This window comes from Microbacterium sp. KR10-403 (assembly GCF_040196215.1).
Classification (GTDB): domain Bacteria; phylum Actinomycetota; class Actinomycetes; order Actinomycetales; family Microbacteriaceae; genus Microbacterium.
Genome location: NZ_JBEGDC010000005.1, coordinates 56,031 through 80,115, shown reverse-complemented (window position 1 = coordinate 80,115; position 24,085 = coordinate 56,031). Strand labels below are relative to the sequence as shown.

At 67.5% G+C, this 24,085-nt stretch carries 25 protein-coding genes, 2 tRNA genes and 1 pseudogene; 15 read left to right on the top strand and 13 right to left on the bottom strand.

Features of this window, described 5'->3' with window-relative positions:
- Positions 1–5 precede the first annotated feature (5 nt).
- Complete coding sequence (locus ABMQ42_RS12095; protein ID WP_349723251.1) at positions 6–491, top strand: Dps family protein; 486 nt, start codon at positions 6–8, stop codon at positions 489–491.
- Positions 492–540: 49 nt separating this feature from the next.
- On the opposite strand, the gene ABMQ42_RS12090 is transcribed toward ABMQ42_RS12095, so the two are convergent.
- Positions 541–1,539, bottom strand: coding sequence for an Fpg/Nei family DNA glycosylase (locus tag ABMQ42_RS12090; RefSeq protein ID WP_349723250.1), 999 nt, complete (start codon positions 1,537–1,539; stop codon positions 541–543).
- Entirely contained in the window at positions 1,539–2,030 is a 492-nt protein-coding gene (locus tag ABMQ42_RS12085) for a ribose-5-phosphate isomerase (RefSeq protein WP_349723249.1), read from the bottom strand. The genes ABMQ42_RS12090 and ABMQ42_RS12085 overlap by 1 nt, the downstream gene beginning before the upstream one ends.
- A gap of 134 nt (positions 2,031–2,164) precedes the next feature.
- On the opposite strand from ABMQ42_RS12085, the gene pepN reads away from it, so the two are divergent.
- The 8 genes from pepN to ABMQ42_RS12045 all read left to right on the top strand — a co-directional run bounded on the left by pepN (position 2,165) and on the right by ABMQ42_RS12045 (position 11,679).
- Positions 2,165–4,714 (top strand): aminopeptidase N, encoded by a 2,550-nt coding sequence (gene pepN / locus ABMQ42_RS12080; protein WP_349723248.1) that lies wholly within the window; start codon positions 2,165–2,167, stop codon positions 4,712–4,714.
- An 85-nt stretch (positions 4,715–4,799) separates the two neighbouring features.
- The gene (locus ABMQ42_RS12075; RefSeq protein ID WP_349723247.1) at positions 4,800–5,711 is read left to right on the top strand and encodes an ABC transporter ATP-binding protein; all 912 of its coding nucleotides are present in this window, start codon (positions 4,800–4,802) and stop codon (positions 5,709–5,711) included.
- A complete protein-coding gene (locus ABMQ42_RS12070; RefSeq protein WP_349723246.1) occupies positions 5,708–6,547 on the top strand; it encodes an ABC-2 transporter permease family protein in 840 nt (279 codons plus the stop codon). The genes ABMQ42_RS12075 and ABMQ42_RS12070 overlap by 4 nt, the downstream gene beginning before the upstream one ends.
- Positions 6,548–6,564: 17 nt before the next feature.
- A complete protein-coding gene (locus tag ABMQ42_RS12065; RefSeq protein ID WP_349723245.1) occupies positions 6,565–7,809 on the top strand; it encodes a sensor histidine kinase in 1,245 nt (414 codons plus the stop codon).
- Positions 7,806–8,456, top strand: coding sequence for a response regulator transcription factor (locus ABMQ42_RS12060; protein WP_349723244.1), 651 nt, complete (start codon positions 7,806–7,808; stop codon positions 8,454–8,456). Before ABMQ42_RS12065 ends, ABMQ42_RS12060 begins: the two co-directional genes overlap by 4 nt.
- A 45-nt stretch (positions 8,457–8,501) precedes the next feature.
- On the top strand, positions 8,502–9,581 hold the full coding sequence (locus tag ABMQ42_RS12055) for a mechanosensitive ion channel family protein (protein WP_349723243.1): 1,080 nt from the start codon (positions 8,502–8,504) through the stop codon (positions 9,579–9,581).
- Positions 9,578–10,015 (top strand): globin, encoded by a 438-nt coding sequence (locus tag ABMQ42_RS12050; RefSeq protein WP_349723242.1) that lies wholly within the window; start codon positions 9,578–9,580, stop codon positions 10,013–10,015. The genes ABMQ42_RS12055 and ABMQ42_RS12050 overlap by 4 nt, the downstream gene beginning before the upstream one ends.
- Positions 10,012–11,679 carry an FAD-binding dehydrogenase gene (locus ABMQ42_RS12045; protein WP_349723241.1) on the top strand — a complete coding sequence of 556 codons (1,668 nt, stop codon included), beginning with the start codon at positions 10,012–10,014 and terminating at the stop codon, positions 11,677–11,679. The genes ABMQ42_RS12050 and ABMQ42_RS12045 overlap by 4 nt, the downstream gene beginning before the upstream one ends.
- A 1-nt stretch (position 11,680) precedes the next feature.
- On the opposite strand, the gene ABMQ42_RS12040 is transcribed toward ABMQ42_RS12045, so the two are convergent.
- A complete protein-coding gene (locus ABMQ42_RS12040; protein WP_349723240.1) occupies positions 11,681–12,367 on the bottom strand; it encodes a DUF8185 domain-containing protein in 687 nt (228 codons plus the stop codon).
- Positions 12,368–12,387: 20 nt separating this feature from the next.
- On the opposite strand from ABMQ42_RS12040, the gene ABMQ42_RS12035 reads away from it, so the two are divergent.
- Positions 12,388–13,272, top strand: a complete 885-nt coding sequence (locus ABMQ42_RS12035; RefSeq protein WP_349723239.1) for an acyl-CoA thioesterase — start codon at positions 12,388–12,390, stop codon at positions 13,270–13,272.
- 12 nt (positions 13,273–13,284) lie between these two features.
- On the opposite strand, the gene ABMQ42_RS12030 is transcribed toward ABMQ42_RS12035, so the two are convergent.
- The 4 genes from ABMQ42_RS12030 to ssb form a co-directional block, all read right to left on the bottom strand.
- The gene (locus ABMQ42_RS12030; RefSeq protein WP_349723644.1) at positions 13,285–13,755 is read right to left on the bottom strand and encodes an acyl-CoA thioesterase; all 471 of its coding nucleotides are present in this window, start codon (positions 13,753–13,755) and stop codon (positions 13,285–13,287) included.
- 22 nt (positions 13,756–13,777) lie between these two features.
- Entirely contained in the window at positions 13,778–15,457 is a 1,680-nt protein-coding gene (ettA, locus tag ABMQ42_RS12025) for an energy-dependent translational throttle protein EttA (RefSeq protein ID WP_349723238.1), read from the bottom strand.
- Positions 15,458–15,540: 83 nt separating this feature from the next.
- On the bottom strand, positions 15,541–16,059 hold the full coding sequence (locus tag ABMQ42_RS12020; protein WP_349723237.1) for a DUF6993 domain-containing protein: 519 nt from the start codon (positions 16,057–16,059) through the stop codon (positions 15,541–15,543).
- Positions 16,060–16,117: 58 nt separating this feature from the next.
- Positions 16,118–16,663, bottom strand: coding sequence for a single-stranded DNA-binding protein (gene ssb / locus ABMQ42_RS12015; protein ID WP_349723236.1), 546 nt, complete (start codon positions 16,661–16,663; stop codon positions 16,118–16,120).
- A 254-nt stretch (positions 16,664–16,917) separates the two neighbouring features.
- On the opposite strand from ssb, the gene ABMQ42_RS12010 reads away from it, so the two are divergent.
- The gene (locus ABMQ42_RS12010) at positions 16,918–17,175 is read left to right on the top strand and encodes a hypothetical protein (protein WP_349723235.1); all 258 of its coding nucleotides are present in this window, start codon (positions 16,918–16,920) and stop codon (positions 17,173–17,175) included.
- A gap of 6 nt (positions 17,176–17,181) precedes the next feature.
- Here the strand turns inward: ABMQ42_RS12010 and ABMQ42_RS12005 are convergent, their stop codons facing one another.
- Positions 17,182–17,406 (bottom strand): methyltransferase, encoded by a 225-nt coding sequence (locus ABMQ42_RS12005; protein ID WP_349723234.1) that lies wholly within the window; start codon positions 17,404–17,406, stop codon positions 17,182–17,184.
- Between the two features lie 103 nt (positions 17,407–17,509).
- Between ABMQ42_RS12005 and ABMQ42_RS12000 the strand changes: the two genes are divergently transcribed.
- The 3 genes from ABMQ42_RS12000 to ABMQ42_RS11990 all read left to right on the top strand — a co-directional run bounded on the left by ABMQ42_RS12000 (position 17,510) and on the right by ABMQ42_RS11990 (position 18,364).
- Positions 17,510–17,582 (top strand) — tRNA-Arg (locus tag ABMQ42_RS12000).
- A gap of 43 nt (positions 17,583–17,625) precedes the next feature.
- Positions 17,626–18,252, top strand: a complete 627-nt coding sequence (gene orn, locus ABMQ42_RS11995) for an oligoribonuclease (RefSeq protein ID WP_349723233.1) — start codon at positions 17,626–17,628, stop codon at positions 18,250–18,252.
- 36 nt (positions 18,253–18,288) lie between these two features.
- Positions 18,289–18,364 (top strand) — tRNA-His (locus ABMQ42_RS11990).
- A gap of 319 nt (positions 18,365–18,683) precedes the next feature.
- Here the strand turns inward: ABMQ42_RS11990 and ABMQ42_RS11985 are convergent.
- Positions 18,684–19,376, bottom strand: coding sequence for a hypothetical protein (locus tag ABMQ42_RS11985; protein WP_349723232.1), 693 nt, complete (start codon positions 19,374–19,376; stop codon positions 18,684–18,686).
- A gap of 96 nt (positions 19,377–19,472) precedes the next feature.
- Between ABMQ42_RS11985 and ABMQ42_RS11980 the strand changes: the two genes are divergently transcribed.
- Positions 19,473–20,330, top strand: coding sequence for a DUF4062 domain-containing protein (locus ABMQ42_RS11980; RefSeq protein ID WP_349723231.1), 858 nt, complete (start codon positions 19,473–19,475; stop codon positions 20,328–20,330).
- A 3-nt stretch (positions 20,331–20,333) separates the two neighbouring features.
- On the opposite strand, the pseudogene ABMQ42_RS11975 reads toward ABMQ42_RS11980, so the two are convergent.
- The 4 genes and pseudogenes from ABMQ42_RS11975 to ABMQ42_RS11965 all read right to left on the bottom strand — a co-directional run.
- Positions 20,334–20,936 (bottom strand): annotated as a pseudogene (locus ABMQ42_RS11975) (SCO6880 family protein); the annotation flags it as partial.
- A gap of 117 nt (positions 20,937–21,053) precedes the next feature.
- A complete protein-coding gene (locus ABMQ42_RS11970; protein ID WP_349723230.1) occupies positions 21,054–23,192 on the bottom strand; it encodes an AAA family ATPase in 2,139 nt (712 codons plus the stop codon).
- 17 nt (positions 23,193–23,209) lie between these two features.
- Positions 23,210–23,395 carry an HNH endonuclease signature motif containing protein gene (locus ABMQ42_RS18180; RefSeq protein WP_502884691.1) on the bottom strand — a complete coding sequence of 62 codons (186 nt, stop codon included), beginning with the start codon at positions 23,393–23,395 and terminating at the stop codon, positions 23,210–23,212.
- A gap of 254 nt (positions 23,396–23,649) precedes the next feature.
- The gene (locus ABMQ42_RS11965) at positions 23,650–24,024 is read right to left on the bottom strand and encodes a helix-turn-helix domain-containing protein (RefSeq protein WP_349723229.1); all 375 of its coding nucleotides are present in this window, start codon (positions 24,022–24,024) and stop codon (positions 23,650–23,652) included.
- Between the last annotated feature and the right edge of the window lie 61 nt (positions 24,025–24,085).

Below are 24,085 nucleotides of genomic sequence, written 5' to 3'. Positions count from 1 at the left end.
CCACCATGCCCACCACGAAGACCACACCCATCGCCGCCGTAGACCCCACCGTCGCCGCGGGATCCGCCCAGTTCCTGACCCCGGTCGTCCACGGCCTGCAGGCACTCGCCGTCAACGGCAAGCAGGCGCACTGGAACGTCCGCGGATCGAACTTCATCGCGATCCACACGTTCCTCGACACCGTCGTGGAACACGCGCAGGGCTGGGCCGATGACGCCGCAGAGCGGGTCGTCGCCCTCGGCCTGCCGATCGACGCCCGCGTGAGCACGATCGCCGAGCACGTCGCCGCCACCGGCGTCGACGCCGGGTTCTCGCAGTGGCAGGACACCGTCCGCGGCATCATCGCCGACATCGACAAGGTCGGCGCCGACGTGCAGGCCGCGATCGACGGTCTGGACGAGATCGACCTCACCAGTCAGGACATCGCGATCGCCATCAAGGAGGGCCTCGACAAGGACCGCTGGTTCCTCGTCGCCCACCTCGCCGAGTGATCGCGCGTCACAGAGCAGAAGCCCCCGGCATCGCCGGGGGCTTCTCGCGTCACGCCTGGCAGCTCGGGCACCAGTAGAGCTTGCGCCCCGCAGCCTCTTCGACCACGATCGACGTGCCGCACACCCGGCAGGGCAGACCGGCGCGGTGATAGACCCAGTGCCGGTCGTCACGGCTGGCCATCGCCTTGCGGTAGTCGTCGGGACTCAGCGAGTCCATCGTCATCATCTGACCGGTCTCGACGCCGATCTGCAGCAGGCGCACCCAGTCGCGCCACAGCCCGCGCACGATCTCTCCGGGCACGTCCTTGCCCGGTGTGTGCGGGTTCAGCCGCGCGCGGAACAGCAGTTCGGCGCGATACACGTTGCCGATGCCGCTGACCACCGACTGGTCCATGAGCAGAAGCCCGATCGCCGTGCGTGTGCGTCGCACGGCCTGTGAGAACCGCTCCTCGCCCTCGTCCGGGTCGCCCACGAGCGGGTCGGGGCCGAGCTTCGCGATCGTCGCCAGCATCTCGTCGGCGGTCTGCACCTCGCACTTCGTCGGCCCGCGCAGATCGGCGCAGGTCAGTTCGGTGAGCAGGCGCAGCCGCACCTGGCCGACGACCGGCGGCGGCCACTGCGTGCCCTCGTCTGCGAGCCCGCGCGTCTGCTCCGACATGCGCACGTGCACACGCGTGCGGCGCGGGGCGCCGATCGATGTCAGCGAGTTCTCGCCCGCGGCATCCATCACCCGATCGTCGAGCACGGTGCCGCGCTGGTTCGTCTGCCCCATGCGCCCGTTCGCCGACGCGATGGTGGGGTCGACGAGGATCTCGCCGGCGAAGTCCCACGCGCCGTACAGGCCCAGGTGCACATGCAGCCACAGGTCGCCGTCGAACTCGACGAACATCTGCTTGCCGACCGCCTTCGCGGCGAGCGCCTCGCGTCCGCTCAGCAGCGCCGCCCCCTCCGCGAAGCGGCCCTGAGGGCTGGATGCCGCAACCTCGCGCCCGACGAAGTTGCGCGCGAACTGGCGGGCGATGCGATGAACGGAATGACCTTCGGGCATCAGCGACCGGCGCGCGGGTCGGGCACGAGCGTGCCGTCGTCTTCGAATGCGCGGATCTGCGCGATGCGACGCGCGTGCCGCTCCTCGCCCGAGAACGGGGTCGCGATGAAGCGGTCGATGAATGAGGCGGCCTCGTCGAAGGTGTGCTGGCGCGCACCGATCGCGATGATGTTCGCGTCGTTGTGCTCGCGGGCGAGCTCTGCCGTCGCCATGTTCCAGACCAGCGCGGCGCGGATGCCGACAACCTTGTTCGCCGCGATCTGCTCGCCGTTGCCCGAACCTCCGAACACCACGCCGAGGGTCTCGATGCCCGCCTCCTGATCGCGCACCACGGCCTGAGCGGCGCGGATGCAGAACGCCGGGTAGTCGTCGAGTGCGTCGTACTCGAGCGGGCCGTGGTCGACGACCTCGTGGCCCTGGTCGCCCAGATGATGCTGCAGACGGGTCGAGAACTCCAGGCCGGCATGGTCGGTGGCGATGTGGATGCGCATGGGACCAATCCTAGAGAGGATGCCGCAGCCGGGATCTCTTCGTTCCGATAGCCGCACTGACGTAGGCTGGGCTGGTTGCCGACCTCGCCAGCCGCGACGTCGCGATCCATCGCCCACAACACGGGAGCATTGCAGTGCCTGGAGAGAACCTCACCCGCATCGAGGCGCAGGAGCGCCGCGCCGTCGTCGAGACGCAGGAGTACGACGTCGTGCTCGATCTGACCACGGGCCCGGAGGTGTTCCGGTCGACCAGCACGGTGCGCTTCTCCGCCGCCGAGGGCGCCTCGACGTTCATCGACCTGATCGCGCGCGACGTGCACGCGATCACGCTCAATGGGCGCTCCCTGGACCCCGCCGCGGTGTTCGCGGACTCGCGGATCGCGCTGGAGGGCCTCGCCGCTCAGAACGAGCTCGTGGTCGACGCCGACTGCCTCTACACCAACACCGGCGAGGGCCTGCACCGCTTCGTCGACCCGGTCGACGATGAGGTGTACCTCTACTCGCAGTTCGAGGTGCCCGACTCGCGGCGCATGTTCGCGGTGTTCGAGCAGCCCGACCTGAAGGCCGGCTTCCGCTTCACGGTGACCGCCCCCGCGCAGTGGAAGGTCGTCTCCAATTCGCCGACGCCCGAGCCGGTCGCCGCCGCCGACGGCGCCGCGACCTGGTCGTTCGAGCGCACGCCGCGCATCTCCTCGTACATCACGGCGCTGATCGCCGGACCCTACGAGGCGACCTTCTCCGAGCTCACGAGCGCCTCCGGCCGTGTCATCCCGCTCGGCGTGTACGCGCGCAAGAGCCTCTGGCAGGACATGGACGCCGACTACATCTTCGAGAAGACGCGTGAAGGCTTCGCGTACTACGAGGACAAGTTCGACGTCCCCTACCCGTTCGCCAAGTACGACCAGCTGTTCGTGCCCGAGTTCAACGCGGGCGCCATGGAGAACGCCGGAGCGGTGACGTTCACCGAGACGTACGTCTTCCGCAGCAAGGTCACCGACGCCGTCAAGGAGCGCCGCGTCGTCACGATCCTGCACGAACTCGCCCACATGTGGTTCGGCGACCTCGTCACCATGAAGTGGTGGAACGACCTGTGGCTGAACGAGTCGTTCGCCGAGTGGGCGTCGACGATCGCCACCGCCGAGGCCACCGAGTGGACCGAGGCGTGGACGACCTTCAACGCCATGGAGAAGAGCTGGGCGTATCGTCAGGACCAGCTGCCCTCCACCCACCCGGTCGTCGCCACCATCAACGACCTCGAGGACGTGCAGGTCAACTTCGACGGCATCACGTATGCGAAGGGCGGATCGGTCCTCAAGCAGCTGACCGCCTGGGTCGGCATCGACGCGTTCTTCTCGGGCGTCTCGGCGTACTTCGCCAAGCACAGCTGGGGCAACACGGAGCTGGCCGATCTGCTGGCCGAGCTCGAGGTCACCAGCGGCCGCGATCTGTCGGCGTGGTCGAAGAAGTGGCTCGAGACCGCGGGCGTCAACACCCTGTCGCCGCTCATCGAGGACGACGTCGACGGCATCATCACGCGGTTCGCCGTCGTGCAGACAGCCCCGGCCGACTACCCGACGATCCGCCCGCACCGCCTCGGCATCGGCTTCTACGACCTCCAGGGCGACACGCTCGTGCGCGTGCACCACATCGAGCTCGACGTCGACGGCGACCGCACCGATGTGCCCGAGCTGAAGGGCCGCAAGCGACCCGACCTCGTGCTGCTCAACGACGACGACCTCGCCTACGCGAAGATCCGCCTCGATGACCGGTCGCTGGCCACCGTGATCGCCCACCTCGACAAGATCAGCGACCCGCTGGCGCGCTCGCTCGTCTGGGGCGCCGCGTGGGACCAGACCCGCGACGCCGAGGCCTCCCCCAGCGACTACGTCGACCTGGTGCTGGGCAACATCGGCGCCGAGACCGAATCCACCACGATCCGCACCACGCTGAACCAGCTGCTCCTGACCGCGAACTCCTACGTCGCCCCTGCCCACCGCGACCAGACCCGCGAGCGGGTCGCCGACGCGCTCTGGCAGCTCGCCCAGGCGGCGGAGTCCGGCAGCGACAGCCAGCTGCAGCTGGTCACCGCGTTCGCTGCGGCAGCCGCGAACGACGCCCAGTGGCAGCAGGTGCGCAGCCTCCGCGACGGGCAGAGCGTCCTCGACGGGCTCGAGATCGACACCGACCTGTCATGGCAGCTGCTGATCTCGCTCGCCGCCGGCGGCGCCGTCACCGGTGCCGACATCGACGCCGCCCTGGCCGCCGACAACACGGCGAAGGGGTCGGAGCTGGCCGCGCAGGCGCGCGCCGCTCTGCCGACCCCGGCCGACAAGCAGGCCGCGTGGGACAGCCTGGTCAAGAACGACGACCTGCCGAACACCGTCGTGCGCTCGGCCGCGATCGGCTTCGTGCACCCGGCGGGCGCCGCACTGCTCGAGCCGTTCGTCAGCCAGTACTTCGACATGCTGCTGCCGGTGTGGGAGTCCCGCACCTACCAGATCGCGAGCTACCTCATCACGGGACTGTACCCGGCGCCGCTGGCGGACGTCGCTCTGCGTGATGCGACCCGCGCGTGGCTGGCCGAGAACGCCGAGGCACCCGCCGCACTGCGCCGCATCGTCGCCGAGAACCTCGCCGGCGTCGAGCGCGCACTGTCCGTCCAGGCGCGCGACGCGCAGGACTGATCACACCGGGTCGTCCCCCGGTATCGGTCCGAATCGGTACCGGGGGACGATGCGCTTCGTCCGCTCCGATCGATAGCGTCGAAGCATGATCACAGCAGAAGGTCTCACGAAGAGGTTCGGAGACAAGACCGCCGTCGACGACGTGTCGTTCACGGTGCAGCCGGGCAAGGTCACCGGATTCCTCGGCCCGAACGGCGCCGGCAAGTCCACGACGATGCGCATGATCGTCGGACTCGACCGGCCCACCGCCGGCAGCGTCACCGTCAACGGCGCGCGCTACGCGAGCATGCGCGCCCCGCTGCGCGAGGTCGGCGTGCTCCTCGACGCCAAGGCTGTGCACACCGGGCGCACCGCGCGCAACCACCTGCGCGCGATGGCCGCGACCCACGGCATCCCCTCCCGCCGCGTCGACGAGGTGATCGAACTCACCGGCATCGGATCGGTCGCCCGCAAGCGGGCCGGCAAGTTCTCCCTCGGCATGGGACAGCGCCTGGGCATCGCCGCGGCGCTGCTGGGCGACCCGCAGACGCTGATCCTCGACGAGCCGGTGAACGGTCTGGATCCCGAGGGCGTCCGCTGGGTGCGCCAGTTCGTGCGGTACGCCGCCGGCGAGGGCCGTACCGTGCTGCTCTCGAGCCATCTGATGAGCGAGATGGCGCAGACCGCCGACCACGTCATCGTCCTCGGGCGCGGCAAGGTCCTGGCCGATGCGCCGCTCGACGAGCTCGTCCGCTCGTGGACCACCACCACCGTCCGGGTGCGCAGCCCGCGTGCGGCAGAGCTCGTCTCGCTGATCGCCGGGCCCGACGTCGAGGTCAGCGCGCTCGAGCCCGGCCTCGTGCAGGTCGTCGGGCTCGCGGCATCCCGCATCGGCGACATCGCCGCGGAGAAGGCCATTCCGCTGCACGAGCTCACCCCCGCGACCGGCTCGCTCGAAGACGCCTACCTGGCGCTGACCGGCGACGCCGTCGAGTACGTCTCGAAGGAGATAGCATGACCGCCCTCACCGTCGATGCACCGACGCAGGCACGCACCGCCGACGTGCGCCTGACCTTCGGACGCGTGCTGCGCAGCGAGACCATCAAGCTGCTGACGCTCCGTTCCACCTGGTGGTCGATCATCGTGGTCGCCGTGCTGTCGGTGGGGCTCGCCACGATCGTCGCCGCCTCGGTGAGCGCCTTCAACGACACCGCGAGCCAGAGCGCCGCGCAGCTGTCGCAGCTCGTCGCGTCGGCGGTCATCGCGCCGATCCAGTTCACGATGCTGCTCGCCGGCGCGCTCGGCGCCATTGCGGTCACCGGCGAGTATTCGACCGGCATGATCCGTTCCACCCTGACCGCCGAGCCGCGGCGCGGCGTCGTGCTGCTGTCGAAGGCCCTCATCGTCGCCGCGCTGCTGTTCGTCGTCAGCCTGCTCGTGTTCTTCGTCTCGACGCTGCCGGCGGCCGCGATCATCGGCACGTCGCCGATCGACGTCGCCGACCCGGGCATCGTGCTGCAGCCGGTGCTGTACGGCGCGCTCTCCATGGCGGTGTTCGCCGTGATCGGCCTGTCCTGGGGGCTCCTGCTGCGCAGCGGCCCCGGCGCGATCGCCGCCACGGTAGGCCTGCTGTTCGTGCTGCCGATCGTCGGGATGATGTTCCCTTCCGAGGGCGCCTGGAGCTGGATCTCCCACGCGGCGCTGTACCTGCCGATGTCCGCGGCGCAGTCGCTGACGGTTCCGCCGGGCAGTGAGGGTGCGCTGAGCATCCCCGTCGCACTGATCGCATTGGCCGGCTGGGTGGCGGCGGGCCTGCTGGGGTCATGGGCGGTGCTGCGCTCGCGTGACGCGTAGGAGAGACGGGATGCCGCGTGGCTGACTCCCCCGCAGGCGAGGTTCGTGTCCCCGAGGACGCGGACCTCGCCCTGCCGCGCCCACCGGGCGTGATCCGGCGGTTCTGGGCGCGGCATCCCCTTCTCTCCGACATCCTGATCGCGCTGCTGTGCCTGGTGCTGTCGTTCGTCGGTGCGAGTGTCGGGGCCGCCTACGCGGTATGGGGTCTGTCCGCCGCCATCCTCGTTCTGGTGGTGGCCGGCAGCACGGCTCTCGTGTTCCGGCGCAGGGTGCCTCTGCTGGCGTTCTCCCTGGCGATCGCTCTGCAGCTCACCGTGCCGTTCGCGCCGCACGGCGGCGCCTCGGCACTGCTCATCGTGAGCACCTACTCCCTTGCCGTCTACGGCTCCACGCGCCGCTGTGCGACCGCCGGCATCGCCGGCACGCTCCTGGTGACGCTGGTGGCGGGCGTCGTCGCGGGGGTCGCGCACGCCGACTCCGCCGTCGGCGACACGCTCAACGCCTTCTTCACCACCGGTCTGTCGGTGCTGCTCGGCGCGCTCGTCGGCGTCAACGTCGGCAACCGCAAGCGCTATCTGGACGCGGTGCTCGACCGCTCGCGACAACTGGCGATCGAGCGGGACCAGCAGGCCGAACTGGCCGCCGCCGCCGAGCGCGAGCGCATCGCGCGTGAGATGCACGACATCGTCTCGCACTCGCTGACCGTGATCGTCGCACTCGCCGAGGGTGCGGGCGCCACGCCCGATCCGGATCGTGCCCGGGCCGCCATGACCGCTGCCGCCGAGACCGCGCGGGGTGCTCTGACCGACATGCGGGCCATGCTCGGGGTTCTGCGCTCCGACGATCCCGACGCGCCTCTGGCGCCTCTGCAGGCCACGGCACCCGCCGCGGTCGTGGCGTCCGCGCAGGAGGCCGGTGTGCCCGTCACCCTGACCACGACGGGGCCCGCAGATCTTCCCCCGACGACGGCATACGCTCTCGGACGCATCGTGCAGGAGGGGCTCACGAACGCCATGCGCCACGCGCCTGCCGCCCGCAGCATCCGCGTCCGCATCGACAACACGGCCGAGAGGGTGCGGATCACGATCGCGAACGACGGGGTGGCCGGCACCGCGAAGCAGGGCGGCTTCGGCATCCGCGGCCTCCAGGAGCGCGCGAGGCACGCCGGAGGAACGCTCGCGTCCGGGCCCGACGGACCGGGACGATGGATGCTGCGCGCCGAGCTGCCGCTCGCACCGACGCATCAGGAGGACGAGGCATGACCGACCGCATCCGTGTGCTGCTTGTGGACGACCAGGAGCTCATCCGCCTGGGATTCCGGCTGAGCCTCGAAGCGGCCGACGACGTCGAGATCGTCGGCGAGGCGGCCGACGGACAGGAGGGAGCCGACCTCGCCCAGCGTCTCCTCCCCGACGTCGTGATCATGGACATCCGGATGCCGCGGCTCGACGGCATCGCCGCGACCGCGCGCATCGTCGCCGAGGTGCCCATGGCCCGCGTGCTCGTGGTCACGACCTTCGATCTCGACGAGTACGCCTTCGGCGCCCTCGAGGCCGGCGCCAGCGGCTTCCTGTTGAAGGACGCCACCAGCACGCAGCTGATCGACGCCGTGCGCTCGGTGCACCGCGGCGACGCGATCCTCTCTCCACGGGCGACGCGGCTGCTGATCGAAGCCCACGCCACGCGCGCCGCGCCGCCGGCAGCCGCAGAGCCGACGAACGTCACGTCCCGCGAGCGGGACGTGCTCCTTGCCGTGGGGCGCGGCCTGAACAACACCGAGATCGCCGCGGAGCTGTTCCTCAGCGAGTCCACCGTGAAGACCCACGTCGGCCGTCTTCTGACCAAGCTCGACGCACGGGATCGCGTGCATCTGGTGATCCTCGCGCACCGTTCCGGGCTGGTGCACTGATCGCACACAGGCGCGACAGAGGCCGCCCTCGTTAGGATCGTGACGATGTCCGTGATCCTGCAGAACCTTCTCTCCGCCGCCGACAAGAGCGAGCTGCCCGCGTGGATCCAGAACGTCCTCGCGTTCCTGGTCACCGCGGGTCTCCGCCTGCTGGGCGCCGTGTGCATCGTCGTGGGCGCCATCATCGTCGCCTGGCTGCTGCGCATCTTCATCCGCCGTATCGTCAACCGCATCGTCAACGGTGCGAAGAACAAGGCGCACGTGGACGACACGCAGGCGCTCGAGCGGTCGCCGCTCGCGTCGGCGAGGCTCGTGCAGCGCACGCGCACGCTCGGCACGATCCTGACGAACATGGTGAACGTCCTCGTCGGGATCGTCGCCATCATCCTCGTGATCAACGCCCTGTTCCCCGACATCCTGGGCTCGTTCGCGCTGCTGACGGCCGCGCTCGGCGCCGGCCTCGGTTTCGGCGCGCAGAACATCGTCAAAGACGTGCTCAACGGCATCTTCATCGTCGCCGAAGACCAGATCGGCATCGGCGACGTCGTCGACCTGGGGCTGGCCACCGGCATCGTCGAGTACGTGAGCGTGCGCGTCACGCACGTGCGCGACGTGAACGGCACCCTCTGGTACGTGCGCAACGGCGAGGTGACACGCATCGGCAACATGTCGAAGGGGTGGTCGCGCGTGATCGTGGACGTCACCGTGCCCGCCGACGCCGACGTCGACGACATCGAGAAGAAGATGCTGGATGCTGCGACCGCCCTCGCGAAGGACACGAAGTGGCGCACGCGCATCACCGGGTACCCGGAGCTGTGGGGTCTGCAGTCGGTCGGCGGCGAGACCCTCGTGCTGCGCATCGTCATGAAGACCCGTGCTCATGCGAAGGACGACGTGGCCAGCGAGCTGCGGCTGCGGCTGCGCGACAGCCTGGCAGACGCCGGCCTCGCCGATCTCGCATCGGTCGTGCTCGAGGGCGCCGAGGGCGCGCAGCGCGTGCGCGGTGCGAACCCGCCCCGCACGAAGCCGAATCCTGTTGCGGGCGACCTCACGTGGAAGCCCAAGAAGAAGAAGCGCGAGAAGGGCACCGGCGGCCCCGAGACCCCGGGAAAGGCCACACCATGACCGATGCCGCACCGATGAGCTTCTACGACGAGGTCGGCGGGCACGAGGTGTTCGAGCGCCTTGTGCACCTGTTCTACCAGGGCGTGGCGACCGACCCGGTCCTCACGCCCATGTACCCCGCCGACGACATGGACGGCGCCGAGAGGCGGCTGACGATGTTCCTCGCCCAGTACTGGGGCGGGCCCAACACCTACAGCCAGGAGCGCGGCCACCCCCGGCTGCGGATGCGCCATCAGGCCTTCCACGTCAACCCCGACGCGCGCGACCGCTGGCTCGGACATATGCGCGACGCCATGGACGAGCTCCAGCTGCCGCCGCTGCACGACGCCACGCTGTGGGACTACCTGCAGCGCGCCGCCCACTCGCTCGTGAACACGTTCGAGCCCACGCCGGCCTCGACGACGCCCACCTCGACGACGAAGGAGCCGTCATGACCTCATCCCCCGCGCACAGCGCCGATCTGCTCGTCATCGGATGGGGGCTCGCCGGGCTCGTGGCCGCCGGCGAAGCCGCCGCCGCCGGCAAGAGGGTGATCATCGTCGACCAGGAGCCGCGCACGAACCTGGGCGGCCAGGCTTGGTGGTCGTTCGGGGGGCTGTTATTCATCGACTCGCCGGAGCAGCGCCGGTTCGGCATCCACGACTCCCTCGAACTGGCCCGCCAGGACTGGTTCGCCACCGCCGGTTTCGACCGCGAGGAGGACGCCTGGCCGCGCCAGTGGGCGGAGGCGTATCTGCAGTTCGCGCACCAGGAGAAGCGCGCCTGGCTGCGTGAGAAGGGCGTGGGCTTCTTCCCGGTCGTGGGCTGGGCCGAGCGCGGCGGCTACACCGCGACCGGCCCCGGCAACTCCGTCCCCCGCTTCCACATCACCTGGGGCACCGGCCCCGGCATCGTCGCCCCGTTCCAGGCCGCGGTCGAGAAGCACGAGGCCGAGGGGCGGATCACGATCCTGCCGCGCCACCGGGTGACGGCCCTGACCACGTCGAACGGCACCGTCACCGGCGCCGCCGGCGATGTGCTCGCGCCTTCCGGGGCGGCGCGCGGCATCGCGAGTACACGCGAGGTCGTCGGCTCGTTCGAGGTGCAGGCGACGGCCACCCTCGTCTCGTCCGGCGGCATCGGCGGCAACCACGAGCTCGTGCGGCGCAACTGGCCGGCGAGCCTCGGCACGCCGCCGGCGTCGATGGTCACGGGCGTGCCCGCCTACGTCGACGGGTCGATGCAGGACGTCACCGCCACCGCCGGCGGGCGCCTGATCAACACCGACCGCATGTGGCACTACGTCGAGGGCATCCAGAACTGGGACCCGGTGTGGCCGGGGCACGGCATCCGGATCCTCCCCGGCCCGTCATCGATCTGGCTCGACGCGACCGGGCGCCGACTGCCGGTACCCCTGTTCCCCGGCTTCGACACGCTCGGCACGCTCGCCCACCTGCGCGCGACCGGGTACGACCACTCGTGGTTCATCCTGTCGCAGAAGATCATCGAGAAGGAGTTCACGCTCTCCGGCAGCGAGCAGAACCCCGACCTGACCGAGAAGGACCTCGGCCTGCTCGTGAAGTCGCGGCTGGGCAAGGGAGCGGCCGGCCCCGTGCAGGCGTTCATGGACCACGGCGACGACTTCATCGTCCGCGACACCCTCGACGACCTCATCGCCGGCATGCGCGAGCTGCCCGGCGGTGACGTGCTCGACGCCGAGCGCGTCCGGGAGGAGGTCGAGGCGCGCGACCGTGAGATGGACAACGAGTTCACCAAGGACGCCCAGATCGCCATGCTCCGCTCCGCGCGCGCATACCGCGGCGACAAGCTCATCCGCACCGCCGCACCGCACAAGGTGCTGGACCCCGCCGCGGGCCCGCTCATCGCCGTCAAGCTGCACGTGCTCACCCGCAAGTCGCTGGGCGGTATCGAGACCGATCTGTCGGCCCGAGCACTCGGTGCCGACGGCGCGCCCGTGCCCGGCCTGTACGCGGCAGGCGAGGCGTCGGGATTCGGCGGCGGCGGCGTCCACGGGTACCGGGCGCTGGAGGGCACCTTCGTGGGCGGATGCCTCTTCTCGGGGCGCGTCGCGGGGCGCGCGGCGGCCGCGGCCATCTGAGTCAGCGCGCGGCGGCAGCCCCCGTGGCACGCACACCGGTCATGCCCAGGTGCGCGGGGCCACGCCAGAGCACGTGCCCGCGGCGCAGGCTCACCCTCGTCCAGCGGCCGTTGTGCCGCACGCGGGCACGCTCGGCGTCCGCGCCGAGGAAGCCCAGCGACAGCGCGACGAACGCGACCCCGCGCGGAAACCCGCCGAGGTCTTCGTCGGGCTCACTCCAGATCTGGCCGCGCACCGTGTGCACCATCTGCTCGCCCGGGTCGATCGGCAACGCGTGGGCGACGGCCGACATGCCCCACTGCCCGCGGGCGGCGAGGGTCGCGGCATCCAGCCCTCCCCCGTCGTCCCATCCGGTGCGCGGCACCTCCGCGCGCGCCCACAGCGGCGGCTCGACGGCCGTCTCGGGCAGCAGCACGGCGGACGGGCGGCCGGGCTCGGTCTGCAGGGTGACGCCCTCGACCACGATGTCGCATTCGAGCTCGGGATCCACCGGCAGCGTCCGCATGCCCATGATGGTCGGTGTGGGGTCGAGCAGTCCTTGCCGCACGAGCGGCACCGCCGTCACGATCAGCGTGCCCAGCGCCGCCTGCAGGTGCACGGCACCGTCGCCGGCGCGCGACGCACGACCCGAGAAGGTCAGCAGATCGGCGGCGGCGTAGGCATCGGGAAAGATCAGACGCTCGACCATCGCGTTCTAAGCTAGTGCACGTGACAGACGCCGCGGCCGCTCCTTCCGATCCCGTTGCGGCTCTCGTCGCGGTCCTCGACCTGGCCGCCTCCGACGCCCGCACCACCGAGGACATCTTCGTCGGCGCGTCGCAGCCGATGCCGCACGGTCGTGTCTACGGCGGTCAGGTCGTCGCGCAGTCGATCGTCGCCGCGCAGCGCACGGTCGGCACCGAACGCTCGGCGCACTCGCTGCACGGCTACTTCCTGCGGCCGGGCGATGCGACCAAGCCCATCACGTTCTCGGTCGACCGCATCCATGACGGCAGGTCGTTCTCGACCCGGCGCACCCAGGCGTTCCAGAACGGCGTTCCGATCTTCTCGATGATCGCGTCGTTCGAAGTGGAGTCGCCCGGACTGGACCACCAGGCGCCCATGCCCGCCGGCGTCCCCGGCCCCGAAGACCTGCCGTCCGCCACGTCCACGTCGGAGGCGGTCGTCTCCCTCGATCGCAGCGACACGTGGGACCGGCCCGTCGAGCACCGGCACATTCCGGTGGAGGCATATGGTGCGGCCGACGGAGAGCCGCTGCTGCGCCATGCCGTGTGGATGCGCACTCCACGTGCGCTTCCCGACGATCCGGCGCTGCACCGGGCCGCGCTGGTCTACATGACCGACATGTCCATCCAGGAGACGGTCCTGCGGGCGCACGACGTGACCTGGGCGACGCCCGGGCTCAAGCTCGCCAGTCTCGACCATGCGATGTGGTGGCACCGCGACGGCCGTGCGGACGAGTGGATGCTGTACGTGCAGGAGTCCCCGAGCGCCCGAGGCGGGCGCGGGCTGACGCAGGGGCGCATCTACTCGCGCGACGGGGTGCTGCTCGCCTCCGTCGCGCAGGAGGTCATGGTGCGCGTCCCGCACTGACCGTGCGCCGCGTCAGCGACGGTGCGCGTAGTTGATCGACGGGCCCGCGTAGGGTTCCCAGGCGGCGCGCTCTTCGGGCGTCAACCGCAGCGGACGTCCGGTCGCGGCATCCACCTTCACCACGATGGTGGTGGCCCGGGCATAGATCTGCTGCGGCTCGCCGGCCGGCGTGGTCTCACGCGGCGCGCACACCTCGTAGCAGACCTCGATGCTGCTGCCGGCGACCTTTCCGAACCACATCTGGACGTCGAGGGGATGCCGCTGGTACGGGACCGGCGCGAGGTACTCGATCTCCTGCCGGGCGATGAGAGTGAGCACGTCGCTCGGCACGGCCGAGTCGAGCACGGCCGTGGACGGGGCTTCCTCCCCCGCCCCCGGCCGCCAGAAGGCGCGCACGCGCGCCTCTTCGAGGATCTTCAGCATCGACGTGTTGTTGACGTGGTTGTACGCGTCGAGATCGCCCCACCGCAGCGGGACGGGCATGTGCAGTCGGCGATGAGCCGTCTCAGTCACGCGTGAGCTTCCGGTACGTGGAGCGGTGCGGTGTGGCCGCGTCGGGTCCGAGCCGCTCGATCTTGTTCTTCTCGTACGCCTCGAAGTTGCCCTCGAACCAGTACCACTGGTCGGGCTTCTCGTCGGTGCCCTCGTACGCCAGGATGTGCGTGGCGATGCGGTCGAGGAACCACCGGTCGTGGGTGATGACCACCGCACACCCGGGGAACTCGAGGAGCGCATTCTCCAGCGACTGCAGCGTCTCGACGTCGAGGTCGTTGGTGGGCTCGTCGAGCAGCAGCAGGTTGCCGCCCTGCTTGAGGGTGAGGGCCAGGTTGAGCCTGTTGCGCTCACCGCCGGAGAGCACGCCCGCCTTCTTCTGCTGGTCGGGTCCCTTGAATCCGAACTTCGACACGTACGCGCGCGAGGGGATCTCGGTCTTGCCCACGGTGATGATGTCGAGACCGTCGGAGACGACCTCCCAGAGTGTCTTCTCGGCGTCGATGCCGGCGCGTGACTGGTCGACATAGCTGATCTTCACGGTCTCGCCGACCTTCAGCTGTCCGCCGTCGAGCTCTTCGAGCCCCACGATGGTCTTGAAGAGGGTCGTCTTGCCGACGCCGTTCGGACCGATCACGCCGACGATGCCGTTCGGCGGCAGCGTGAAGCTGAGACCGTCGATCAGCGAACGCCCGTCGAAGCCCTTCTGCAGCTTCCTGGCGTCGATGACGACGCTGCCCAGGCGCGGCCCCGGCGGGATCTGGATCTCTTCGAAGTCGAGCTTGCGGGTGCGCTCGGCCTCGGCTGCCATCTCCTCGTAGCGGGCCAGACGCGCCTTCGACTTGGCCTGGCGCCCCTTGGTGTTCGAGCGGACCCAGTCGAGCTCGTCGGCGAGGCGCTTGGCGAGCTTCGCGTCCTTCTTGCCCTGGACCTCGAGGCGCTCCGCCTTCTTCTCCAGGTAGGTCGAGTAGTTGCCCTCGTAGCCGATCAGCCGGCCGCGGTCGACCTCGGCGATCCACTCCACGACGTTGTCGAGGAAGTAGCGGTCGTGCGTGATCACGATGACCGCGCCGGCGTACTTCTGCAGGTGCTGCTCCAGCCACTGCACGCTCTCGGCGTCGAGGTGGTTGGTGGGCTCGTCGAGCAGCAGCAGGTCGGGCTTCTGCAGCAGAAGCTGCGCCAGTGCCACGCGACGGCGCTCGCCGCCCGACAGGTTGGAGACCAGCGCGTCGCCCGGCGGGGTGCGCAGGGCGTCCATCGCCTGCTCCAGCTGCGAGTCGAGGTCCCACGCGTCGGCGGCGTCGATCTCCTCCTGCAGCGTGCCCATCTCGGCCAGCAAGGCGTCGAAGTCGGCGTCGGGGTCGCTCATGAGGCCGGAGATCTCGTTGAAGCGGTCGAGCTTGGCCTTGATCGCCACGCCCTCCTGCACGTTCTCCAGCACCGTCTTCGTCTCGTCGAGCTCGGGCTCCTGCATGAGGATGCCCACCGTGTAGCCCGGCGACAGCAGCGCCTCACCGTTGGAGGGGTGGTCGAGCCCGGCCATGATCTTCAGGATCGTCGACTTGCCCGCGCCGTTCGGACCGACCATGCCGATCTTCGCACCGGGCAGGAAGGCCATGGTGACGTCATCGAGGATGACCTTCTCGCCGACCGCCTTGCGGGCACGGACCATCTGATAGATATATTCAGCCATTCGAAAAGCGCACTCCCTGGGTGGTCACGTCAGCCTCCCAGCCTACCGGTTCGCACCTGGGTGTCCGGGCAGGGCCGATGCGCTCACCAGTCGATCGAGCGGGTCTTGCCCAGAAGGCACTTTCCGTCGCCCAACTCGGGCATGACCGCGACGACGGGCTTGCCGGTCTCCGGACCGACCTGGCCGATGAGGCACTGCTCGTCGTGCCAGAGGACGGAGAACTGGATGCTCTCCGACGCATTGCCGACCGTGGAGAGGTCTTCGGTGACCTGCATCGCCTTCTTGGAGAACCCTGCGTCGACGAGCGCGTCGACGTAAGCGCGACCGTGGACCTTCTGGTCGCTCTTCCACACCCTTTCGACGACCTTCCGGAACAGCGGCAGGTTGTCGTGCGCTGATCCGTCGGGCACCAGCACCGCCGGCTCGGCGGTGGCCGTCGGGGTGGCCGTCGGCGTCGCGACCGGATGTGCCGTGGACACCGTCGGCGACGGGGTCGGCGCCGGACTGCCGGTGCACGCGGTGACCGCGCCGACGACGAGCAGCACCGCGGAGAGGGAGAGCGCGGCGCGCACGCGACCAGGACCCCGGAGACGTGTGCGCACGCCCTGAGTCTATGGGGTGGGCACGTGCGCAGAACTCACGCACGCACCCACCGCCTGGTCAGAACGGCGCCTCCTCGAGCACGCGCCCCTCTGCATGTTCCTCGGTGTCGGCCGGGGCGACCGACTCCTGCCCGAGCGGTGCGGTCACCCAGTGCTGCACGCTGCCCGCGTCGGCCTCCCCTTCGCCTGCGCGATCCGCGTCGCCGGCGGTCGCGGCATCCGTCCCCGGCACGTTCCACTCGTCGCCGCGACGGATCCGCGTGTACTTCGTCGTGCCCCACAACAGGTCATGACCGACAGCGTCGGCCTCGATCTCCACGCTCGTGCCCTTGCTCTTCTCGGTCTGCCAGGGACGGATCTTCAGCCGCCCGTTGACGATGACCCGCTCGCCCTTGCGCAGGGACTCGTAGGCGTGGTCGCCGAGGTCGCGGAACACCGACACGTCGTACCAGTTCGTCTCCCGGTCGACCCACTTGCCCTCCTTCCGATCGAAGCGACGCTGCGTGCTGGCCACGCGGAAGCTCGTGACCGTCATGCCGTCGCCGATCATCCGCCTCTCGGGGTCGGCGGCCAGGTTCCCCATGATCGTGATCGTGTCGTTCATCTCACTGTCCTTTCCGACACTGCCGGGCAGCCGCCCGGCTGCTCCGGTGCCCCGTGCCCGAGGGCACCGGAGCTGATCCCACTGTGGCGCGATCGAGCAGCGGACGACGCCCGCGTTCGCACATCTGTGGATGACCAGGCGATTCGCCCGCTTCTCGGCCACCTGGGGAGGAACCGAGCACGCACAGCGGGGCAGGCCTGTCAGCCCGCGTCGATGTCGGAGGTCGTATCTATCTTCGAGGGAGGGAGGTCACCATGCTCACGACAACGCCGGCAGCCCAGCCGCCGCGACTTCGTGCCGGACTCGGGCTGCACCTGATCGCCATCGGCGAGAACCGCTGGCGTCTCGTCGACGCGGCCGGCCTGATCGTCGGCCATGTCGACACCTTCACCGAAGCGCGCGGCATCCGCTATCGCGCGCTGCGCTATCACCCGGCGACGCGCATGTTCCGCGAACTGGGCGCGTTCTGGTCCCTCGACGACGCCGTCGACTGCCTGCGCTACGCGCGCTGACCGGTGTCAGTGCTGCTCGAACCTCGGCCAGTCGCTGCCCGGTGTCATCGCCGAGTGCAGCGCCGCCTTGGCGACCTCCATCGAGGGATAGGTACCCGCGGACGCATCGGCCCCCGCCATGGTGACCGTCCACCCGTCATCACCCTCGCGGATGCTGCCGACCACGCCGCCCGTTCCGTAGGCCACCCACACCGCGTGGCGTGTCTCGCTCCCCGCCGTCTGCTCATTCATCGCATGACCTCCATCCCGCACTGCCGACCGTACGCCACGGCTCTGCGCCGCACCAGGCCTGTTCCCGGAAGCGAGCAGGGTTCGGTATCCTGTGAGCACCCATCCCTCCGTAGCTCAGGGGACAGAGCGAGCGGTTTCTACCCGCCAGGTCGGGGGTTCGAATCCTCCCGGAGGGGCTTTCGCGGACGCGGTGTCCGCACCGGTCAGTAGGATGATCGCATGGCGGGAGCATCCGAGAACGACCGGCTCGTATGGATCGACTGCGAGATGACAGGCCTCGACCTCAGTGTCGACGAGCTCGTCGAGATCGCCGTCGTGGTGACGGATTTCGAGTTGAATGTGCTCGATCCGGGACTTCAGATCGTGATCCGGCCCACACCGGCCGCGCTCGAGCACATGGGCGATTTCGTCACGAAGATGCACACGACCTCGGGCCTGATCGACGAGATCCCGCAGGGCGTGAGTCTCGAAGAGGCCGAAGAACAGACCCTCGCCTACATCAAGCGTTTCGTTCCGTTGGCGGGCAAGGCACCGCTGGCGGGCAACACGATCGGCACCGACCGCATGTTCCTGGCGAAGTACATGCCGAAGGTCGACAACTGGCTGCACTACCGCAACGTCGATGTGTCGAGCATCAAGGAGCTCTCGCGCCGCTGGTACCCGCGCGCGTACTTCCACGCGCCGGCGAAAGACGGCGGCCACCGGGCCCTCGCCGACATCCGCGAGTCGATCCGCGAGCTCGCCTACTACCGCGACGCCGTGTTCGTCACGCAGCCGGGACCGAGCAGCGACGATGCGAAGGCGGCCGCCGCCGCCGCCGTTTCGTCGTTTGCGCCCCAGGTGTGAGAGAATCTTCTGGTTGCCCGCGAGAGCGGGAACATGGTGGCTGTAGCTCAGCTGGTAGAGCACCGCGTTGTGGTCGCGGGGGTCGCGGGTTCAAGCCCCGTCAGCCACCCCATAGTCGCGAGGTTCAAACCTTCGACAAGAGAAACCACTCTTGTTGAGGTTTGGGCCTCGCCGTTTTTTGTCGCCTCGGCAGCCCAGTTCAGAGCGTTGCCCTGCGCGCGGACATTGCACAGTGCGTCATACGGCGCTTGGTAGTCGACCCGCACCGTCCTGTCTTCGTCGATGAAGATCTTGCGGAAGAATGTCTGGTTGCACAGGCGGCGGTTCTGGTTGTCACACCGCCGATAGATCAACGCCACGTTCGCCAGAAACGCCAAGCAATCGTCGAAGTTCGCCCGCGCGGCGGGGTACTCGTCGTCATGCGCCGAGAGTCACGACGACGCAGAGCGCTGTATAACTTCGCCGTTATCGACGGCGTCGTGGGTGATCTCGTGGAGGCGGTAGAGCCCGACGTAGCCGAATGAATTGCTGTAGGTCATGTCGTAGTTGCCGTTGCGCACTTCCTGCTCCAGCGGTCCGGTTGGCGGCAGGTTGTAGACGTAGCCATTCTCGAGCGCGGCGTTGGTGGTCTCGTCGCCGTAGTCCCAGTTCTTGAGGAAGTTCAGCGCGGAGTCGACACCGTCCTCGTCGATCAGGCTGAGTACTTCGTCAGCCTCTTCTTCTTGAAGGAAGCACGCGCTGATCCATCGCTGCACCGGGACCACATGCTCTGCGGGCTCGTCGCGCCACGCCACACGGCCGGATGCCGCGTGAGCTGCGGCGAGACGCTCCTCGACCTGGTCCATCAAAGTGGCGGCTTGGTGCAACTCGTCGGCGGCGGTAAGGGCCGCATTGGATCCGATGTCGTGGTCTCCATCGTCATCGAACGCGAGTGGGCGGTGGTCAGCGTGCGCGCGGGCGAGCTGGTCTAGCACCTGACGCATCGACCGCACACCGTAGAGCAACTCGCCGAGCACGCCATACAGGTCACCGGGATGCTCGAAGGCGCGGGTCGCGTGCGCGAGTCCACGGAGCGCTTCGGATGCTTCACCGGCGTCAGCGCCGGGATCGTGGAACGTGCGCATGGGGCTCTCCCTGTGTCAGATCATCTGCGGGGTCTACTGCGAGGGTGAGCAGCACCCACCACCGTGAATGTCAGGGGTGCCGAATAGCCTTGGACCATGAGTTTTGCTGCCACAGTTCTTCGCGTCGCGATCGCGTCACCCTCTGATATCCCCGATGCCCGCGATGCCGTCGAGAAAGCGCTCCACGGATGGAACGACGCAAACGCAGTCGGCAAGCAAGTCATGCTGCTGCCATGGCGCTGGGAGACATCGTCCGTGCCACTGCTCGGCGGACACCCGCAGGCGCAGATCAATGAACAAGGCGTCGACCACGCAGATATCGTCATCGCACTTTTCGGCAGCCGACTCGGCTCTCCCACACCCGCAGCGGTCTCAGGAACGGTCGAAGAGATCGAACGCTCCGTCGCCTCCGGCAAGCACGTGCACCTCTACTTCTCAACGGCTCCGTTGCCGAATGACGTCGATACCGCGCAGCTTGACGGTCTCCGCCAGTTCCGGCAGGAAGTCAGCCAACGCGGGCTCCTCGGAGAGTTCGCGAACGCAGGCCAGCTCGAACATGAAGTGTGGAAGGCTATTGAGTTCGACATCGCGAAGATGGAGCTCGGAGCACCAACACTCGCCTCCTCTGACCGTGGTGTCCGCTTCAGCGCGCAACCGTTCTCGGAGCGAGAACTCAAGGAGTATGACTCCAAGGGGCGTGCCAAGTACACGACTCGGCACTGGATTGAGATCGTCAATGTAGGTGATACGGATGCAGAGGAGGTCACTTTCTCGGCGGTTGGCGAGCGCTCGAGCATGATGCTCACCGGCCACGAGAAGCCGACCACGATCCACGCCGGACAGAAGCGAAAGCTGGTGGTCTTCCATCACATGGGTGGCGGTGACCCCGACATCATCCTGATTCGGTGGTTCGAGAACGGCGAACAGAAGGAGCAGGAGTTCCACGTCGGCTAACGCTTAGACCTTTCGACAAAGAGGCAACGCCGCCGCCGTGAATGCTTGTGCCTGCTGCCCGACGATGAGCCGGGTCCCACACGACGCCTGGATTGCAGCTTGCTCGATCGCGGCGACGGTTACGTCGAGCTCTTCGGTAGTCAGTGCGGAGACGCTTACGAGGCCGGTGTAGCGGAGGACCCCATGGCCCGCAGTGAGGTCGGCTTCCTGCTGGAGCACGTCGTGGAACTCGGCGGTCTGGGAGGCGTCCTCGATCTGCCCGATCCGCTGCCGTTGCGCGGCGTCTGAGATGTATTCGGTCTTCTTCTTGCGGATGTCTCGCGCGGCCTGATCGTAACGCATCGGTGTGCACAGCAACGAGAACGACCGCTGAACACCGGACGACAGCAGCACCGGAGCGAGGAACCCCGGGTAGACCATCGCGCGCGGCCACTCGCTGATCCACAACACTGCGTGATGCGCCGAGTCGGTCCGCAGGCGTGACCATGACTCGACGACCGCGGCAGGTCCCGCGGTCGCGAACGATTGGGCCAGTTCGCCGTGGCGTTCGAGGCTCGCGGCGACCGCGGGGTCGTATGCCGAGCGAAGGATCACTGGAATCTTTCCGCACCCAAGCTCGACGAGCGACCCGGAGATTACTTCGGAAGAGATCGACAGCCCGAGAGCTCCCCTTTCCGTTCGAGGTCGTCCATGGTGTCCCGTATCAGTCGGTGCCAAGAGGAGCTACGCCGCGTTGGCAAGAAGTTCCGCGCATCGGTTGATGATGAACTCCGGCACCGCGTCGAACTCACGCGGGTTGAGCTGGAGCACGTACTCGTTTTCAATGTGATACGTCGTGTTGACAAACTTTGTGAACACCGCATCGCCCTGGGGAAGGTCTGGATCGAGATCCGTCATAATGCGGAACAGCTGCACCTTCTCGTAGCCCACAGCGGTTTCTTCGAAGCGCGCTTTGAGAAAACCTTCTGTCTTCATCTCGGCCACTAGAGCGGTGTAGTCGAAGTCAGGGATGTGTTTCTGAATCTCTGTGGTGGCCTTGGCGACTTCGGCTGGTGACATGGGCACATCGGAGGGCTTGAAGATAGGAACGTCACGGCCGTGGAAGAGATTAGACAAGAGTTCATAGCATTCATCGACGGTACCGTGCACTTCGTACAAGCGCCGCAAGTAGATGCACTTGATGATCGAAGAAGACGCCGAGGCGATGTTCTCTTCGCAGACTTTGGTGAAGGTCAGAAGGTCGTTGGGCTCGATGGGCTTTTCGGTCACAGTGCCTCCGCGACTGTTGAGGAAGTGCACCACGGGCTCAGCCGCCGTGAACAATCCCTTAGTTCCGACGCGGACCATGTCGATGGCCGGTTCAATGTCGTGGGTGAGCAGCAAGGTCGTCGTGTCCCGAAGCGTGTTCTTGCCTCGGAACAGCTCGTTGATGATGGCAAACTTCTTGGTCTTGTCGAAGCTCGACACCGGGTCGTCAAGCACCACGAGGTCAGGCTTCTGGTGCTGCACATCATGCATGAAGAGCACCATAGCGAAGGCGTTCTTCTCGCCGTAGCTCAGGTGGCTTCCCGCATCCTGGATGTGCTGGCCGGGTGCGTCTACGTGATCGAGGAGCATGCGATACGTGTCATCGGTGGGAACGATACGCACCGTGTAGCGATAGCCGGCTGAGCGAAGGAACGCGTTGACCTCCTCCTGGTTCTTCTTGATGAGCTTGGCCACCCGGGCCTTCTGCATGTTGATGCGCCCTTGAACCTCACCGATCTTGGCCGCCACCTCGTCCAGCTTCTCGTTGATGAGAGTGGCCACTGAAGTTGTCTTCTCGGAGCGTAACGCGGGCAGGAACTGCACATGGATCTTCAGATCGCTGAGGAATGCCGCAAGGTTCTCCTCTTCCCGAAGAGCATGGAACGACAGGGTCTTAATGTCTGAAAGCTTGTTGAGGAGCGTCTCGATTTGTCCACGCAAGTTGACCAGGAAGTTCTCCTGCTCCGGGCTGACGCCCGAGAGGGAACCTGTGGCTGCTTTCAAATTCTGCAGTTCGGTCTTCTCGAAGTAGTCGCCTAGGCGCTCGATCACGTCACGGAGCTGGGTCATGTTGCGCACCGCTGTGGTCTCATACTCTTGCGAGACCTTTGTGGCAGTTTCTTTGTCCACGCTCTCTACTGAGCAGAAGGGGCAGTTGTCCGAGAGCTCTAGGTACTCCTTGCCTTTGGCTTGCCAGGTGATCCACCCCGCTGGGTTACCGCTCTGAATGAAGCTCTTGTAGCCGTGAAAGTGCTCCGGCACGTTGTCGAGCTTGCCGCCAACGGCGAGGGCCTTATAGCCCTTGCTCGTCTTGGCCATAGCACCGTTCTTGGTGACGTTGAAGGCGTCCTTCAGGTCCTTAAAGCCTGTCAGCGCTTCGTTGAACTCCACTTCCTCATCGAACGTCTGCTTGAGTGCCTCGAACAGGGACTCGATCTGGGCGATGCCGTCCTGGAAGTCTTCGGTGTTGATGAAGACCTCGAAGCTGTTCTCAAGCACTTCGTCCCGCTTGAAAACGAAGCCGGACACGTACTGGTCATCGAACGTCATGACATGGATGATTTCGTCTGCACCCGTGATGGACGGACGCGGCCCGTTCTTGTCTGCCCTGTGTATGAAGGGTGTGAGCTGCTCGAGCTTCGCCTCCCCTTCCGCGCGGTAGCGAAGGGCCCTCGCGATTGTGCTCTTGCCAATGCCGTTGGGACCATACTTGATGTTGAGCGCGTTGGGGCGCAGCACGATGGATGCTTCAGTGATGCTGTTGCAGTCACGGATCGTGATCTTGTAGTCGGACCTGACTTCAGTTGAAGCGGTCTGCTCACTGGCGGGCGTCATTGCTCACTCTTCCTGGCTCAGGCGCCCTGCGGCTCCCGATCGCTCTTGCTTCCGTTGCCGAACGCGCAAAGCATTTGGCAGTTCTCGAGCACTGTCTTGCTGCCCTTGCTCCATCGTACGACGTGATCACCGGCCATCTCGTCGCGCTCGGAGCGCTTGCCGCACACGATGCAGAGGGTCTGTCGCGGGGCGCCTCTCCGCATAGGACGCTACCGGCTGGGTGGACGAAGACCCCGTCAGGCACACTGCACACGGCAATGGAATGAGGAAGACAAGCTTCGGGCTGACACGATGAACCGCCCTGATCGCTGGCGGGATGTGATCAGGGAGCAGGTGCGGTCCAAGCGCCGATCCTTCGGGATGCGCCCAAACGATGTCGACGCGGTCGCGGGCCTCCTCCACAAGCGCAAGGAGGGCAAGCGCTTCAACGTGCGCAGTTCCTATCGGACATTCCAGTTCAACTAACGCCTACACGTTGCCACGGCAAGGACTGCTCAATCGTGCTGGACTGGCGGCAGGCGAGCTGCGGGAGCTCCCGGTAACGCTCCAACGTCTTCCGCACCGAGTCGCGGCTGGCTCCGATCGAGCGGGAGATCCCTCGAAGCGATTCGCCCTGCCGAAACAGTCGAACGGCCTCGGCAGCCTCCCATCTGTGGAGCCCAGCCGAGCGCCGCGCGACGCCGTTGCCGGTGAGGTGTTTCGACACGGTCGAGCGGTGCACCTTGTACCTGGCGGCGAGCTCGGCGACCGTCCCTCCAGCCAGATAATCGTCGACGAGACCGTCGATCTCTGCGGCGCTCAGAAAGGTTTGAGGAGTTGCAATCGCCTCCACGGCTGGCCCCGGAACGTCGCGAATCGGGTAATCGTCTGCACCGGGGGTAAGGTTTGTGAAC

Coding starts and splice junctions, on each gene's coding strand:
- ABMQ42_RS12040 (WP_349723240.1), bottom strand. CDS start 12,367: ATGGTCGAGCGTCTGATCTTTCCCGATGCCTACGCCGCCGCCGATCTG.
- ABMQ42_RS12095 (WP_349723251.1), top strand. CDS start 6: ATGCCCACCACGAAGACCACACCCATCGCCGCCGTAGACCCCACCGTC.
- ABMQ42_RS12010 (WP_349723235.1), top strand. CDS start 16,918: ATGCTCACGACAACGCCGGCAGCCCAGCCGCCGCGACTTCGTGCCGGA.
- ABMQ42_RS12070 (WP_349723246.1), top strand. CDS start 5,708: ATGACCGCCCTCACCGTCGATGCACCGACGCAGGCACGCACCGCCGAC.
- ABMQ42_RS18180 (WP_502884691.1), bottom strand. CDS start 23,395: ATGCGGAGAGGCGCCCCGCGACAGACCCTCTGCATCGTGTGCGGCAAG.
- ABMQ42_RS12060 (WP_349723244.1), top strand. CDS start 7,806: ATGACCGACCGCATCCGTGTGCTGCTTGTGGACGACCAGGAGCTCATC.
- ABMQ42_RS12030 (WP_349723644.1), bottom strand. CDS start 13,755: ATGCCCGTCCCGCTGCGGTGGGGCGATCTCGACGCGTACAACCACGTC.
- ABMQ42_RS11980 (WP_349723231.1), top strand. CDS start 19,473: ATGAGTTTTGCTGCCACAGTTCTTCGCGTCGCGATCGCGTCACCCTCT.
- ssb (WP_349723236.1), bottom strand. CDS start 16,663: ATGAACGACACGATCACGATCATGGGGAACCTGGCCGCCGACCCCGAG.
- ABMQ42_RS12005 (WP_349723234.1), bottom strand. CDS start 17,406: ATGAATGAGCAGACGGCGGGGAGCGAGACACGCCACGCGGTGTGGGTG.
- ABMQ42_RS11985 (WP_349723232.1), bottom strand. CDS start 19,376: ATGCGCACGTTCCACGATCCCGGCGCTGACGCCGGTGAAGCATCCGAA.
- orn (WP_349723233.1), top strand. CDS start 17,626: ATGGCGGGAGCATCCGAGAACGACCGGCTCGTATGGATCGACTGCGAG.
- ABMQ42_RS12085 (WP_349723249.1), bottom strand. CDS start 2,030: ATGCGCATCCACATCGCCACCGACCATGCCGGCCTGGAGTTCTCGACC.
- ABMQ42_RS12090 (WP_349723250.1), bottom strand. CDS start 1,539: ATGCCCGAAGGTCATTCCGTTCATCGCATCGCCCGCCAGTTCGCGCGC.
- ABMQ42_RS12050 (WP_349723242.1), top strand. CDS start 9,578: ATGACCGATGCCGCACCGATGAGCTTCTACGACGAGGTCGGCGGGCAC.
- ABMQ42_RS12075 (WP_349723247.1), top strand. CDS start 4,800: ATGATCACAGCAGAAGGTCTCACGAAGAGGTTCGGAGACAAGACCGCC.
- ettA (WP_349723238.1), bottom strand. CDS start 15,457: ATGGCTGAATATATCTATCAGATGGTCCGTGCCCGCAAGGCGGTCGGC.
- ABMQ42_RS11970 (WP_349723230.1), bottom strand. CDS start 23,192: ATGACGCCCGCCAGTGAGCAGACCGCTTCAACTGAAGTCAGGTCCGAC.
- ABMQ42_RS12045 (WP_349723241.1), top strand. CDS start 10,012: ATGACCTCATCCCCCGCGCACAGCGCCGATCTGCTCGTCATCGGATGG.
- ABMQ42_RS12055 (WP_349723243.1), top strand. CDS start 8,502: ATGTCCGTGATCCTGCAGAACCTTCTCTCCGCCGCCGACAAGAGCGAG.